The organism is Fimbriimonadaceae bacterium, from assembly GCA_019454125.1.
GTDB lineage: Bacteria > Armatimonadota > Fimbriimonadia > Fimbriimonadales > Fimbriimonadaceae > JALHNM01.
Map to the genome: position 1 here is coordinate 43,164 of CP075365.1, position 14,000 is coordinate 57,163.

Annotated in this window: 17 protein-coding genes; 9 read left to right on the plus strand and 8 right to left on the minus strand. The window is 63.2% G+C overall.

The window, feature by feature from the left end:
* Positions 1-7: 7 nt before the first annotated feature.
* Positions 8-574, minus strand: coding sequence for a MarR family transcriptional regulator (locus KF733_00265; protein ID QYK55924.1), 567 nt, complete (start codon positions 572-574; stop codon positions 8-10).
* Between the two features lie 193 nt (positions 575-767).
* On the opposite strand from KF733_00265, the gene KF733_00270 reads away from it, so the two are divergent.
* Together KF733_00270 and KF733_00275 are read left to right on the plus strand one after the other, a co-directional pair.
* Positions 768-1,301: a PilZ domain-containing protein gene (locus tag KF733_00270; protein QYK55925.1), complete on the plus strand. Its 534-nt coding sequence runs from the start codon at positions 768-770 to the stop codon at positions 1,299-1,301.
* A 3-nt stretch (positions 1,302-1,304) separates the two neighbouring features.
* Positions 1,305-1,883, plus strand: a complete 579-nt coding sequence (locus tag KF733_00275; GenBank protein QYK55926.1) for a PilZ domain-containing protein — start codon at positions 1,305-1,307, stop codon at positions 1,881-1,883.
* On the opposite strand, the gene KF733_00280 is transcribed toward KF733_00275, so the two are convergent.
* Positions 1,880-2,128 carry a 4Fe-4S binding protein gene (locus KF733_00280; protein ID QYK55927.1) on the minus strand — a complete coding sequence of 83 codons (249 nt, stop codon included), beginning with the start codon at positions 2,126-2,128 and terminating at the stop codon, positions 1,880-1,882. The two genes, KF733_00275 and KF733_00280, sit on opposite strands and share 4 nt — an antisense overlap.
* Positions 2,129-2,138: 10 nt before the next feature.
* On the minus strand, positions 2,139-2,690 hold the full coding sequence (locus KF733_00285; GenBank protein ID QYK55928.1) for a TetR/AcrR family transcriptional regulator: 552 nt from the start codon (positions 2,688-2,690) through the stop codon (positions 2,139-2,141).
* Between the two features lie 231 nt (positions 2,691-2,921).
* On the opposite strand from KF733_00285, the gene erpA reads away from it, so the two are divergent.
* Positions 2,922-3,299 carry an iron-sulfur cluster insertion protein ErpA gene (gene erpA, locus KF733_00290; GenBank protein ID QYK55929.1) on the plus strand — a complete coding sequence of 126 codons (378 nt, stop codon included), beginning with the start codon at positions 2,922-2,924 and terminating at the stop codon, positions 3,297-3,299.
* Between the two features lie 87 nt (positions 3,300-3,386).
* On the opposite strand, the gene KF733_00295 is transcribed toward erpA, so the two are convergent.
* The 3 genes from KF733_00295 to KF733_00305 form a co-directional block, all read right to left on the minus strand.
* A complete protein-coding gene (locus KF733_00295) occupies positions 3,387-3,758 on the minus strand; it encodes a PilZ domain-containing protein (GenBank protein QYK55930.1) in 372 nt (123 codons plus the stop codon).
* A 74-nt stretch (positions 3,759-3,832) separates the two neighbouring features.
* Positions 3,833-6,109 (minus strand): HD domain-containing protein, encoded by a 2,277-nt coding sequence (locus KF733_00300; protein ID QYK55931.1) that lies wholly within the window; start codon positions 6,107-6,109, stop codon positions 3,833-3,835.
* A gap of 64 nt (positions 6,110-6,173) precedes the next feature.
* Complete coding sequence (locus KF733_00305) at positions 6,174-7,673, minus strand: hypothetical protein (GenBank protein ID QYK55932.1); 1,500 nt, start codon at positions 7,671-7,673, stop codon at positions 6,174-6,176.
* 143 nt (positions 7,674-7,816) lie between these two features.
* On the opposite strand from KF733_00305, the gene KF733_00310 reads away from it, so the two are divergent.
* Positions 7,817-8,983: a hypothetical protein gene (locus KF733_00310; GenBank protein ID QYK55933.1), complete on the plus strand. Its 1,167-nt coding sequence runs from the start codon at positions 7,817-7,819 to the stop codon at positions 8,981-8,983.
* Here the strand turns inward: KF733_00310 and queF are convergent.
* Positions 8,958-9,302, minus strand: a complete 345-nt coding sequence (gene queF, locus KF733_00315) for a preQ(1) synthase (protein QYK55934.1) — start codon at positions 9,300-9,302, stop codon at positions 8,958-8,960. The two genes, KF733_00310 and queF, sit on opposite strands and share 26 nt — an antisense overlap.
* Positions 9,303-9,361: 59 nt before the next feature.
* On the opposite strand from queF, the gene fabD reads away from it, so the two are divergent.
* The 5 genes from fabD to KF733_00340 all read left to right on the plus strand — a co-directional run bounded on the left by fabD (position 9,362) and on the right by KF733_00340 (position 13,493).
* Entirely contained in the window at positions 9,362-10,309 is a 948-nt protein-coding gene (gene fabD / locus KF733_00320; GenBank protein QYK55935.1) for an ACP S-malonyltransferase, read from the plus strand.
* Entirely contained in the window at positions 10,306-11,034 is a 729-nt protein-coding gene (gene fabG, locus KF733_00325) for a 3-oxoacyl-[acyl-carrier-protein] reductase (protein ID QYK55936.1), read from the plus strand. Before fabD ends, fabG begins: the two co-directional genes overlap by 4 nt.
* A gap of 94 nt (positions 11,035-11,128) precedes the next feature.
* The gene (locus KF733_00330) at positions 11,129-11,371 is read left to right on the plus strand and encodes an acyl carrier protein (GenBank protein QYK55937.1); all 243 of its coding nucleotides are present in this window, start codon (positions 11,129-11,131) and stop codon (positions 11,369-11,371) included.
* Complete coding sequence (fabF, locus tag KF733_00335) at positions 11,371-12,627, plus strand: beta-ketoacyl-ACP synthase II (GenBank protein ID QYK55938.1); 1,257 nt, start codon at positions 11,371-11,373, stop codon at positions 12,625-12,627. The genes KF733_00330 and fabF overlap by 1 nt, the downstream gene beginning before the upstream one ends.
* Positions 12,624-13,493, plus strand: coding sequence for a tyrosine recombinase XerC (locus KF733_00340; protein QYK55939.1), 870 nt, complete (start codon positions 12,624-12,626; stop codon positions 13,491-13,493). The genes fabF and KF733_00340 overlap by 4 nt, the downstream gene beginning before the upstream one ends.
* On the opposite strand, the gene KF733_00345 is transcribed toward KF733_00340, so the two are convergent.
* Entirely contained in the window at positions 13,490-13,855 is a 366-nt protein-coding gene (locus tag KF733_00345) for a hypothetical protein (protein ID QYK55940.1), read from the minus strand. The two genes, KF733_00340 and KF733_00345, sit on opposite strands and share 4 nt — an antisense overlap.
* Positions 13,856-14,000 lie beyond the last annotated feature (145 nt).

Sequence of the window (14,000 nt, forward strand, 5' to 3'; positions counted from 1 at the left end):
TGAAAGTTCACCTTACCTTCTTCATTTCAAAGCCCAGGTCGCCATCGTTCAGGAGCCGGACGGCCTGCCGAAAACCGTCGTCGGAAAGGAACACCTGGTCATAGATTCGGTCGATCGTGCCAAAGATCTCGAGGATCGCCCTCAGTCTTTCCTTAAGTTTTTCCGCTTCGCCGGATTCGTCCTCGGTCGGCACCATCGCAAGGCACTCCCGCAGGGCGTCAACGGTCGGATCGATCTCCCGCCTCTTCCGCTCACGGATCACCCGGGCGAAGACCTGGTAGACGTCAGCCTCGCTCTGATAGGTGTCCTTCCGGTCTCCCGGGTTGCGCGAGCGGCGGATGATGCCCCAGTCGACGAGATCCCGCAGGTTCATGCTCGCGTTGCCACGGCTGATGTGGAGCCTTTCGATCAGTTCCTCGACCGTGAAGGGCCGCCCGGTCAAAAGGAGCAAGGCGTGGATCTGAGCCATCGTACGGTTGATGCCCCAACTGGAGCTCATCCGCCCCCACTCAACGACGAAGCGGTCTTCGACCTCGCTCACGTCGTGGCCGGCGTCTCGATCACGTGAATCCACTGGTGTAATTCTAGACTGAAATTTGTGGCGGAACGGCTTGAGCGCGGCCCCGAATCAGCCAATGATTCATACGGTGCCCCGGTATACGCCCAAGGACTTCATAGGAACGAGGCTGCGACTGCACCGGGTTAAAGACGCGGCGATCTTTAACGGTTGGCTGCGGTCCTTCTTCGGGTCTAGGGTCGAGGCGGACGTGAACGCCTCAAAGGTCCTCGAGATCGGGGACACCTTCCGAATGGAAGCGAACGGCCAAAGGGGGAACTTCATCTTCGAGGCCACACTCCAGTCGGTGGAGCAACTCGACATGGGGGCTAACGGAGTGGTCGCCGCGATCGAAGGCACGTCTGCCCGGCTCCTCGAAGCGCGGATGGTGACGCTCGTCTTGATGATCGGCCCGCAGCCCCGCTACGCCCCGACACCCCAGCCGTTCCGCATCCGTGTGACCGGCATAGACGGAATGGTCAACTCTAGCGGATCCGCACTTGAAGCGAGCCTTCTCGACGTCTCCAGCGAGGGTTTCGCCCTCTTCTCGAAGCGTGAGATCCGGCTCGGCGACACGATCCGCTTCGAGATTGCGACCCCGCTCGGCATGGTTCGAGGCGATGGCCAAGTGATGAACTGCCGGCCCGCCCCAGACCATCCCGGCTTTCACCGCGTAGGCGTGAAGGTTATCGACTTGGGGCGGCTCGATGCGCCCCGTTGGGCGAGGGTCGTCCAGGAATACTGATCCATGGGCAAAGGCAATCCTTACGAGGGCAACCGAGCCAGGCTGCAGAGGCTTTCCGACGCTAAGTTCTTTGGCGGCTGGGTCTTGCGCATAGCGGATAAGGCGATCGTCGTCAAGGCGCCGGACGCCCCCGGATTCCAGACCGGCGAGACGTTCCACTTCCAGGTCTTTGGCCAAGACGCGAGCCTCGTGTTCCAGGCCCGTTTCGCCAGCGCCATCGGCGACCAAGCGGTGTTCGAACTCAGCCAGAACCCACGACAGATCCCTTCAAACGAGCAGGCGAGGCGCACCGTGCGAGGCATCACGGCCAACCTTGCCCATCCGTCCGGCTCGGTGGAACTTGAAATCTTCGACGCCAGTTACGACGGCCTGGGCGTCCTTTGCGCCTTGGAACTTCAGAACGGCGAGACCTACCAGGTCCAGATGCAGTCGCCGGTCGGCGACCTTCAGGTCTCGGCCACCGTCCGGCACTGCAAACCTGCCGGCGACCGACTCAACCGGTACCGCGTGGGCTTCCAGATCCAGGCCGACTCGCGGACAGAGCTCGCCCGCTGGCGCTCACAACTCGGGCTCGCCGCCTAGCCGCCGCTGATTTCGGCGGACTTGACCTGGTTCTTTTGGACGTACTCGCGCCACTGCTCGGGCACGTCGGTATCGACGAAGATGGCGGAAACGGGGCACTCCGGCTCACAGAGGCCGCAATCGATGCACTCGTCCGGGTGGATGTAAACCATGTCGTCCCCTTCGTAGATGCAGTCTACGGGGCAGACGGTGATGCAGGATTTGTCCTTGACTCCGATGCAGGGTTCAGTGACGACGTACGGCATTCGAGGGCGGTCAGTGTACACCGAGCGAGCGAGCTTCGCCGGCCGTCCCGTTCGGACTGGACAACGGCTGTGACCCTCCGGGGACCTGGCTCAACGCCGCAAGCCACGCCTCGATCGCGGGACGAGACGGTTGCTCCCCAAAGTAATTATTGCGGGACGATGCCATCGCGTTCACGATCAGTTTTGCAAGGCCCGCTTCCCGCCGCTGGCCCTGACCCAAAGCCGCCTCGACCGGTCTGTACACCTGTTCTTCCAGGAGCCTCAGGGCTTCTTCCCTGCCGTGCGGTGAGAGGTCCTCGCAGTCCCGCCAGACCGCAAGCACGTCCGGGCTGTCCTCGGCAGTCAGCGCCCGGTGAAGCCGCACGAGCGTTTCTGGCAATGGGAGCTCCTCCCCGACCAACGCGGAGAGCTCGGCGCCCAGCCTTTTGAGCGAGACTTGGAGCCAAGTCGAATAAATGCCTTCCTTGTCGCCAAAGTGATGGTAAAGGGACGGGGCCTTCAGCCCTCCTTCCGCAAGGATCTCGGCGACGCTGACGCGCGAGTATCCCGAGGCCGTGAACAAACGGTCTGCGGCATCGAACAGGGCTTGGCGCCCACCTTGCCTCCTTCCCCTGCCCGGGGACTGCCTTTCCACATAGGATGCGAACGAGGTCCGGGCGGGCTTAGTGCCCAGAATTGTCACCTTTCGGGACTTGCGTACGTGGGAAAGGGGGCAGCGGTAGGCCACAGCGTCCCAGAGCCCCTTTTGGCTATGGCACAATGCCCTTAGCGATCCCGCCGCTGGAGCAAAACTATGTCCATCATTCTCACTCCTCGAGCCGCATGTGAACTGAGAGAGCTTATGGTCAGCCAGGGCAAACAGGCTGCCATGCTGCGTGTTTGGGTGCAGGGCGGCGGTTGCTCCGGCCTCAGCTATGGCATGGCCCTCGACGACGCCCCGGCGGACGATGACGACCAGGTCTTCACTTCCGAAGAGATCCAGGTGGTCGTGGACGGCATGAGCCTGCAGTATATGGCCGGCGCCACGGTCGACTACGTCGACGACATCATGGGCGGTGGCTTCAAGATCGACAACCCCAATGCGGTGTCATCCTGCGGCTGCGGCTCGTCCTTCAAGACGGCCGAATCCGAAGGCGGCGCCGGGTGCGGCGGCTGCTGCGGCAGCAACTAAAGGGCGCCCGCCAAGAAGAAGCTGGCCTCCTGGGCTCCCGGGTTCTCCGGAGGACAGGAGGCCAGACTCGTTTTGGCTTTGGCTTTCTCAGCCCGTGAGCTGTTCGCCCTGGCGCTGGAAGATGGCGTGGACGTAGTCCACCCATTCCATCCTTTCGCCGCCCGTGGTCGGCAGGCATTTGAAGCCGGTGGCGAAGAGGTCGGAGTCTTCAATCGGAATGCAGTACCGGGCCTCCGCTTGTACGACAAGCGGCTCCTCGGTCATACGGCCGATCTGCAGAGTGAAGATCTCGCCGACGGCGAACTTGTTGCGAGAGCGGACCTGGAGGCCGCCCAAGCTCACGTCGATGATCACGGACCGGACAGGCTCAAGCTTCCCCTGCTGGCGCACGATCGCGTACTCAAGAAGTTCGAACCTGGCGTGCCGCCTCTGGTCGCTGTTTTGCCCTTCAGTGCTCATGGTCTCGTCCCTACAAGTCGGTCTTGTTCAAAGCCTAGTGGAATAGTCGGAACCTAGAATCTGTGTCATTAGGTTCAGGCCGCCTCAGCCAGGCCGTCCTGCCTTTGAGGGATCACGCCGTGCCGCTCCACGACCTTGATGAGGGCGTTCAGGGCGGCCGGGTCGATCTTCCCTTCCATCACCTCACTGAGCATGATGTCCAACACCTCCTGCGTCTCGATCTTCTTGCGATAAGCACGGCTGGAGGTCATCGCGTCGAAAATGTCGGCCACGGTGGCGATGCGCACGCTCACGGAGATTTCGTCGCCCTTCAACCCGTCGGGGTACCCGCTTCCGTCCAGCTTCTCGTGGTGGCCGCGGATAATGGGGATGCACTCTTCGAACGGCTTGATGCCGCCCATGATGTTCGCGCCCAGAACCGGGTGGAGCTTGATGATGTCGAACTCCTCGTTTGTGAGGCGGGCCGGCTTGGTGAGGACGGCGTCGGGGATACCGATCTTGCCGATATCGTGCACGAGCAGGCCCATCTCCAAGATCCGGAGTTCATACGGGCCGAGGCCCATTTCCTCCCCGACCCAGACGCCGTACTGCATGACCCGCTCGGAGTGGCCCGCCGTATAGATGTCCTTGGCTTCTATGGCCCTCACCATCGCGCGGACGACTTCGCCCAAGTTGTCCTCAAGTTCGGCAAGGGCACGGGATAGCAGGGCGTTCTTCTGGGTCACCTCGGCGTTCATGGTGCGCAGCTCCTGTTCCGCCTTCCGCTGTTGGGTCATGTCCAGACAGAAGGAGAGCATGTGCCGGAAGGCCCCGTCCGGCCCCGTCACGGGCGCCACGCGGGTCTCGACCACCTGGTTCTTCCCCTTTGACCCCACCACGCGGCAGTCAAAGGTCGTGGACGTCTGGCTCCGCTCCGCGCCCTCCAGCTCCTGCTGGACCCGCCAGCGGTCCGCCGGATGGACGCGGGCGACAAACGCCTCGATCTGGTTCTCGCCCGGCTTCGCGTCAAAAAACTCCTGCCACGTCCGGTTGCTGAAGAGACCCGCCCCACGGGCATAGGCGAAGAGGCTGATCGGCATCGCTTCCACCAGGTTCCCATAGTCGTTTTGAACCTGGTTGCTCTCCTCCACCGCCTCGACCAAGCGCTCGTCCTGCCCGGACGTCACCCGAAGCACCACGATACAGCCGATCGCCAAGACCAGGGCCACGATCGAGATGCGGGCATAGCGCTGCACCGCCTCACGCTGCGAGGATTGCAGGCGGGCGATCTCTTCCTCGGTGTTCGCAGTCTCGTTATTAAGCCGCACGAGGACTGGCCGGGCTATTTCGGCCGCTCGGGCAGGGTCCGTGTCTTTGATCTTATCGAGGGCGTGGATCAGCCAAGCCTTCTTCTGCTGGACCAAGAGCTTCCCGAGTTGCCCGGCCTCCCTTTCCCAGTTCGGCGTCCCCAGGACGACCTGCTCCAACGTCCACTCCGTCCTGCGTAAAACCTCCCAGCCCGCTCGCTCCCGATCCAGGCTCTTATCGATCGCGGCTCCAGAGAGGCCGGCATAGGTGGATTCCACGACCACGATGCTCACGCCGATCACGAGGCCGGAGATGAGCAGCCTGCGGCGGAACCGACGGACTTCCGCCGTCTGGCTCGAGTGGGCCGCATTGTAGTCCGGGCGGCTGGTCGCCAGCGAGACCAAGAACGCGAGGATCGTGACCACGATGCACCCGACAAGGGTGATCGAATTGGTGTGGTCCAGCTCCTCCTTCAAGTAGCTGTAGGGACGGTCCACACCGACGAGTCCCACGATCTGGCCCTGGGCGTCCCGGATCGGGGCGAAGGCCGAAATGGCGACGCCTCGACGGCTCCCGATCGGCCGCAACTCAACGCTGCCCATTCCGTTCCGGTAGGCCTCGGACATTGCCGACGGGTCGCGCAGCACCTTGTCCAGAAAGGGCGACCGGTCCTCCATGCCATCGTGGTTGGCGTCCCCCACCGGGGTCGTGTCCAGCACGTAGATAAAACCGCTCTTTGACCTGCGGACCGTATAGATGGCGCTGACGTTCGCAGTGGCCGAAAAGACCTGGGCGAGGCGGTCGATCTGCTGCCAATAGGAGTCAAGCTTCGCGTCGCTGGGCGACTTTAAGGCATCGTGGGCGACCGGGTCGATTTGCTGGGCCGCGAGCCGCGCGATGCTTGAGAGTTCGTCCGCATGGGAACTCTTGGTCGCTTCCAGGGCTCGGTTCGAGACGAAAAGGCACGCGAAGACGCCGACGGCCGAGAAGCAAAGGCCGTTCACGAACTTGGCCTTCGTCACAAACGTTTTGGCGAACCGGAAGCCCTTCAGTAAAAATGACACGGTGCCCTACCCGTGTTTTCGGATAGGGCACCGCGAAAAGCAACGTGCCGAAGCAGCCTTTCCCTTACTTTTTGTCGCTTTTTGTGACGACGACGTGTCGGGTCTCGGGGTCGAACTGTACGTCGAGGCCGAGCGCCAACTTGATGAAGCTGAGCGGGACGATCGACCGTCCAAGCTCGAGGAACGGCTTGCGCTCCATGCGGAGGCTCTTGCCGTCCAGCTTCGCGTTGGCATCGCCGATCGTGAAAGTGAGTTCCACGCCCTGACCCTTCGCGTCGACCCGCTTAGCCTCGTGGTCCCACTTGACCTTGCCCCCTTCGTGCTCGAAGAGGTGACGGAAGGGGGCAAGGGCGACCCCGTCCTCAGCCCTCGGGGAAACGTCGAAATCGACCTTGTCGCCGTCGATGTAAACGTCGAAGGTTCCGCTGTAAGGCAGCTTCTTCCCGTATTCGACGCTGAGTCTGGCCGGTTTCGGCGAGATAACGGCCTTCGGCGCGGTCTTCGGCGCGGTCTTCGGCGCGGTCTTCGGCGCGACCACCGCTTTCGGCGCAGTTTTCGGCGTGATCACGGCCTTCGGTGCAGTCTTCGGTCCGACGACGGGTTCCGCCAGCGGCTTCACCTCGACGGCCGGTTCTGCCGCGGGCTTCACTTCAACGACGGTCGGTTCGGATTCGAGGGCGATGGCCCCCGGCTGGCGAGGAGCAATGGTGGCGGGCTTAACCGGCTTCGCTCCGACGACCCGCTTGCCCGTCGGGAGCATGGTCCGCAAATCGGAGATCATGGCCCCGTCCTTGGGAACCTTCGGCGGCGCGACCTTCTTCGAAACGACGGCGGTCCCGACGTTCTCGGCGAGTTCCAGGGCTTCAGGCTTCGCCTTCGGAGCGACGACGGCTGCTTCCGGCTCGGCGGTGATGGGCGGTTGGCGGTTCGTGCGGCCGCCGGGGTTGTTCACGTAGACCCGCATTCTCTGGGTCTTGTGGGTGCGGCTGGCCTCGTCGACCACCCACGCCTCGACCTCGTGCCATCCGTTGCCGACCGCTGTGGTGTCCCAAAGGAAGGTGTACGGCGGGTAGTTGCGGAGCGACTTGAACTGGTCGTCCACGAAGAAGCTGACATAGACGTTCTTCATGTCGACCTTGAAGCCGACGCTGATCTCGACGTCGCCTTGCACCGTCGTCCCGGCCTTGGGCTGGGCGAGGAAGACCTGGCCGCCGGCCAAGCGGTCGACTTGGACGCGCATCCGCTTGGAACCCAGCACCTTGCCGGCCGCGTCGTAGAGCCGAATCTCGATCTGGTTCTCGCCGTCGGGGAGCTTCGCCTCTTCCATGGTGAAGCTGACTTCGCCCGAGGTCGAGTTATCCGTGACCGGCTTGGTGGCAAAGCTCACGCCGTTCACACGGAGTTCCACGATCGCGGCGGCGGCACCGCTATAGCGCACGGAAAGGGTCTTCGAGTCTGGACGTTGGACGACGACGGTCGCCTCCTGGGCGGTCGCCCAACCGAGCCCCGCCATTCCGGCGAGCACAACCATCAAGTAGAGTCGGGTGATCCGTTTCCTCAGCATCGATCGAGATCCTTGGCAAGCGCCAAACATGCCTATTCTCCTCATCAGGGACGGGTCCGTCAAGGCCCTAGGTGCGATATTCTGTTGATAAAGGCGTATTAGACTCGATTTCTAGACTCCTAGGACTCTCGAAAGCAAAAATCATGGGGGCATTAGCGGACTACGTCGCAAAAGAAGACGGCGGTTTTCAGTGGCGTCTTGCGGGGCCGGACTGGATCCATTTGCAAAGCCATAACTGGAAAGGGTTCCTTTGGTCGCACGACCTCGTGTGCAAATGGCCACAAGACGGCCAAGGCCGCGGCCCCGTCTTTTTGCACGTCACCGGTGGGGAGCCGAACCCGACAGACCTTGACTGGGCGCAGCGCCTCGCCGACATTTCCGGTTGCGGCGTCGCCACCCTTTTCCAAATTCCAAACCAGCCCCTTTTCGACCGGGTCGAAGACGATTTGATCGCGCATACGTTCGAGCAATTCCTGGATTCCGGCGACCCCTCTTGGCCGCTGCTCTTACCGATGGTCAAGAGCGCTTTCGCGGCGATGCGCGCGCTCCGCGAGCACAAACCAGACATCGCGAGTTTTGTGGTGGGCGGGGCCAGCAAGCGCGGATGGACAAGCTGGCTGTGCTCTGCCGTCGCGGACCTCGACCTTGTCTCCGGCATTGTGCCGATGGTCTTCGACAACCTCAAGTTTCGGGAACAGCTCGAAAAGCAGATGAGGGACTGGGGGTGTTTCAGCCCGATGATCGAGGACTATACAGGCCGAGAACTCGATTTAAGCCTTGACGAGGATGAAGGCTCCGAACTCTTAAGGATCGTGGACCCTGCCTCCTACCTCCCCTCCATAAAAGCCCCCGTCCTCATGGTCCATGGCGCGAACGACCCGTACTGGACCACCGATGCCTTAAGTCTCTATTGGGACGCAATCTCTGCCCCGAAATCGGTCGTGGTCGTCCCCAACATGGGCCATGGCTGGGGCGCCACGGAGTTTTGGACGCCGACCGTCGCGAAATTCCTCCAGCTTCAAGGAGCCCTGCCCCGAGTCGATTGGGACGCCGAGCCTGCTGCAAAGTCCGGCCCATGCACCCTACTGAGGTCAGAGGTGTGGGCCGCCACGAGCGAGACCCGAAACTTTTCTCAATCAGAATGGAGCCCCATTCTCGACCACTTCCAGCTCTTAGAACTTTATGAGGCCCGTGAATGGCCGAGCCTTCCGACGGCCGTCTTTCCCCTCGCCCACTATGGGCACGAAGGAACGAGCTTCCCCGTCTCTGCCCCCGTTAAAGTGTTCATGCCTCGGCGCTCTCAGCCGTGACCACGCTGCTGATCCCGCCACGGACGTTAAACCGCCCGGTCACCTTCATCCGTCGCGGTTTGCACGCCGCCACAAGTTCGTCAAGGATCCGGTTCACCACCCCTTCGTAGTAAATCCCTTGGTCGCGAAAGCTGTAGTAGTAAAGCTTTAAGGACTTGAGCTCAAGGCACACTTGGTCCGGCACGTACTCCAGCTCAATCGTGGCAAAGTCCGGCTGGCCCGTCTTCGGGCAGACGCTGGTGAATTCGGGGCAGACGTGAAGGATCGTGTAGTCACGCCCGGGGTTGGGGTTGGGAAAGGTTTCGAGGATGTCCGACACGGGTTCCCCAGCATACCGAGGCTCGCGCAACGTGCGGGCTTTTGGTACAGTGACACCCAATGTACGCCGTCGTCTTCCCCGGACAAGGGTCGCAACACCCCGGCATGGGGCTGGACCTCTATCAAAACTCCCCTGCCGCCAAGGCCGTTTTTGAAGAGGCGGGCCAAGCCACTGGGATCGACCTCCCCCACCTGATGTTCGAGACTCCCGAAGAGGTCCTGCGCGAAACGCAGAACGCCCAACTGGCCCTCTATGTCGTCGGTTTGGCCGCTTGGAGGGCCTTGCGCGAGGAAGTCTCGGTGGAGCCGGCCGCCTTCGCGGGCCACAGCCTTGGCGAATATACGGCGATCGTCGCCGCCGGCGTCCTCCCGATCGGCGAGGGCGCGCGCCTGGTGCGGCGGCGCGGCGAGCTTATGGCGACCGTCGGGCGCAGCCGCCCCGGCACCATGGCCGCCGTCCTCGGAATGGACGGCCCGGAGATCGACGTCATCTGCCGCGAGGTGGAGGCGTGCGGCGAGGTCGTGGTGGCCAACGACAACAGCCCGGGACAGGTCGTTATCAGTGGCGACCTCGACGCAGTGCAAAGCGCCAGCGCGACCCTCCTGGAGCGGGGGGCGCGCCGTGTGGTGCCGCTCAACGTCAGTGGCGCCTTTCACAGCCCCCTTATGGAGGAAGCCGCGACCCAGCTGGGCGAAGCCCTGCGCGCCGCGCCCTTCGGCCAAACGCCGCAGAAGACCCCGGTCTACGCAAACGTCTCCGCCGAGAAGGTCACGGACCCGATGGACTGGCCTAGCCTCTTGGAGCACCAGATGTCGCGGCCGGTCCGCTGGACAGAAAGCATCCGGGCCATGGTGGAGAGCGGGATCGACAGGTTCGTCGAGTGCGGCTCCGGCGAGGTCCTTTCGAAGCTCGTGAAACGGATCGAGAAGGCGGTCGAGTGCTTCCGGGTGGTCGATATGGCGACCCTCGCCCAGACGACTGCCCTGCTCAAGGAGGCGCGGGGTTGAGGCTTCACGAGAAGATCGTCGTGGTCACGGGCGCGAGCCGCGGCATCGGCCGCGCCGTCGCCACCGCCTTCGGCCACGAAGGGGCGGTGGTCGTCTGCGTGGCAACGACCCAGGAGAACGCGGACTCTACCGCGATCGGGATCGAAGGGGCGGTCGGCTTCGGGTGCGACGTCTCCGACGCGGGTGCCGTGGAGACGCTCTTCTCGCGCATCGAGAAAGAGGTCGGGACACCCTATGCCCTCGTCAACAACGCGGGCGTCACCCGCGACGCGCTCATGATCCGCATGAAGGACGAGGACTGGGACCGAGTGCTCGCGGTCAACCTCAAAGGCGCCTTCCTTTGCACCCGTGCCGTCGCCAAGCCGATGATGAAAGCACGCGAGGGACGCATCGTGAACGTCTCCAGCGTGGTTGGGGTTTCCGGCGCGGCCGGCCAGGCGAACTACGCGGCGAGCAAAGCGGGCCTGATCGGCCTGACCAAAGCCACCGCCAAAGAACTCGGCGGCAGGGGCATCACGTGCAACGCGGTCGCGCCAGGGTTCATCGAGACGGACATGACCTCCGGGCTCACCCCCGAGTTCCGAGAGCACGTGGAAAAGACGTCCGCGCTCGGAAGGTTGGGCACGCCGGAAGACGTGGCCGCCGCCATCCTCTTCTTCTGCGCGCCGGAATCGGCCTATATCACGGGACAGGTCCTCTCGGTGGACGGCGGCCTCCCGCTATAAAACTCGCGCGCGTTCCCAGGGCAGGGCAACGCGCCGCGCCCGGGTCGTGTAATATCGCCAGACCCTGGTAACAGGGCTTAGGTGCACGAAGAGCATGTCCGAAGACATTTTCGAAAGGGTCAAAAAAGTCGTTTGCGAGGAACTGGGCGTCACTGAGGCCGAGGTCAAGCCCGAGGCTTCCTTCACGGAAGACTTAGGCGCCGACTCGCTGGACGTCGTTGAACTCGTTATGGCCTTGGAAGAGGAATTTGGGATCGACATCCCCGACGACGACGTTCCGAACTTGAAGTCGGTCGGCGACGCCGTCAGCTACATCGAAGGAAAGCTCTCAGGCTGATGGAGCGACCAGCCCGGTCAGGTCGGGTCGTGATCACGGGCCTCGGGGCGGTCACCCCCATTGGGATCGGGACCGATGCCTTCTGGAACGCGGCGCTCTCTGGCAAGAGCGGCGGGGGGCCCGTGACGCTTATGGACGCCACGGACTACCCCACCAAAGTCGCGGCCGAAGTCCGCGATTTTCAGGCCGAGAACTGGCTCGACAAGAAGGAGGCGAGGCGGGTCGACCGGTTCCTCGCCCTTGCCGCGGCCGCGGCCCAGATGGCGATGGACGACGCTTGTTTCCCGGCGGATCCCGACGTCCGGCTCAACACCGGCGTCTTGATCGGCTCTGGAATCGGCGGCTTGACGCTGCTCTCCGAGCAGTCGCGCAAGCTCCATGCAGAAGGACCGGGGCGCATCACGCCGTTCCTCGTCCCCTACATGATCCCGGACATGGCGAGCGGTTTCGTCTCGATCATCCACGGGCTGAAAGGGCCGAACACGTGCGTCGTCTCCGCCTGCGCGACGGGCGCCGACGCGATCGGCACGGCCGCGCGCACCATCCAGCACGGTGACGCCGTCGCCATGGTCTGCGGCGGCACCGAGGCCCCGATCAACGAGATCGGAATGGCCGGGTTCTGCGCGGCGCGCACGATGACCACCCGCAACGACGATCCCGAGCACGCCTCGCGGCCGTTCGATAAAGACCGCGACGGTTTCATGATGGGCGAGGGAGCGGGCGTCTTCGTCCTGGAGGACTTGGACTTTGCCAGAGCCCGGGGCGCGCGGATCTATGGCGAGATCGTCGGCTATGGCATGAGCGGCGACGCCCACCACATCACCGCCCCCGACCCGAACGGCGACGGCGCAGTCCGCGCCATGCGCAAGTGCCTTGCCGAGACCGGCGCGGAACTTGAAGACGTGGGCTATATCAACGCCCACGGTACGTCCACGCCGCTTAACGACAAAACCGAGACGCTCGCGATCAAGACCGTCTTCGGGGAGCACGCCTACAAGGTGCCGGTGAGCAGCACAAAGTCCATGATCGGCCACACTCTGGGCGCGGCCGGAGCCATCGAGGCGTTGACGTGCGTCCTCGCCTTGCGCGACCAGGTCCTGCCGCCGACCATAAATTACGACCAAGCCGATCCCGAGTGCGACCTCGACTATGTGCCAAACCATGCCCGAAAGACCGCCTTCAAGCTCGCGATCAGTAATTCTTTTGGCTTCGGCGGGCACAACGTAACCCTGGCAATTCGTACATACGACGAATGAACACCGGACTGGACTCACTTGTCCAGGCATACCTCGACCGTTTGAGCGCGACCCGTTCGCCTCACACGGTGCGCGCCTATGGGGCCGACCTCTCCCAACTCGTCGTCTCGTTGGGAGACGAACCCATCAGTGAGGCGACGCTCGCCGAGTACCTGCGGCGCTACGGCACGACCCCGGTGACCCGTGCGCGAAAACTCGCGACGTTGCGAGGATTTTGCAAGTACCTTCGGACTATGGGATTGATGGACGCGGATCCCACCGTACACCTCGCAAGCCCCATCAAGCGACGCCAAGTCCCTAAAACTCTCAGCCAAGACCAGGCGGCGGCCCTGCTGGACCAGGCCCCGAACACCCGGAACCCCTTGCGCGACCGCGCCCTGCTGGAGCTCGCTTACTCCGCTGGACTCCGCGCCAGCGAGCTGGTCGCCGCCAACCTCGCCGACATCGATTGGCGGGAGCAGACGATCCTCGTCCGCGGCAAGGGCAACAAGGAGCGGCTCACCCTCTTTGGCGCGACCTGCGCCGAGGCGCTCCGCGCCTATATAGACCACGAGCGCTTCCCCTCAACCTTCGAGAACCCGGTCTTCACGACCCCGCGGGGCAGGCGCATCGCGGCGCGCACGATCCAATACGTGGTGAAGCGGTGGGCCCTGCAGGCAGGCCTCCCGCCGAGCGTCTCGCCCCACACGCTGCGGCACAGCTTCGCTACCCACCTGCTGGACGGGGGCGCCGACCTCAAGACCGTGCAGCAACTTCTCGGGCACGAAAGCCTGGCCACGACCCAGATCTACACGCACGTCAGCGTCGAACGCCTCCGAGACGCGGTCGGCAAGGCCCACCCGAGGGCCAAGCGCCCGAAACACTAGATCCAGGTGGTCGCCCGGCGGAACAGCTTATAGCTGAGCGGACGGCGCAAGTGGGCGAAAACGAAGTTCGGCCAACCCACCATGAAGTCCATCTCGTAGTCGTCTGGCGCGGCGATCAGCACCAAGGGCACCGCGGCTCCTTGGGGATGCGCCATCTTGACCCGGGCGAACTTCTCGTAGCCCGACACTTTATGGGGCACCTCGAGCGTAGCGAGGAGATCGACGAAAAGAAGGTCCGCGTCGGCGCACTCGTCCAACGCTTCTTGCCAGTCCTCAAAAATCACCAGGGTGTCATCCGGTTGAAAGGCCCCGTCCGTGGCACTTCGGACATCCGGATCTTTCGTCACTAGGACGAACTTCATGTTCCGCGTAGGATAGACCTGGAAGCCTAACGATTGCAAGCTAGTCCCCACTTTCACCATTGCCGGCCCGTGCCCAGCCATGGGACTAGGGCGGAAGTATCAGAAAAGAATGATATAATGGCGTATAAGGAATCAGAGGTAGGGA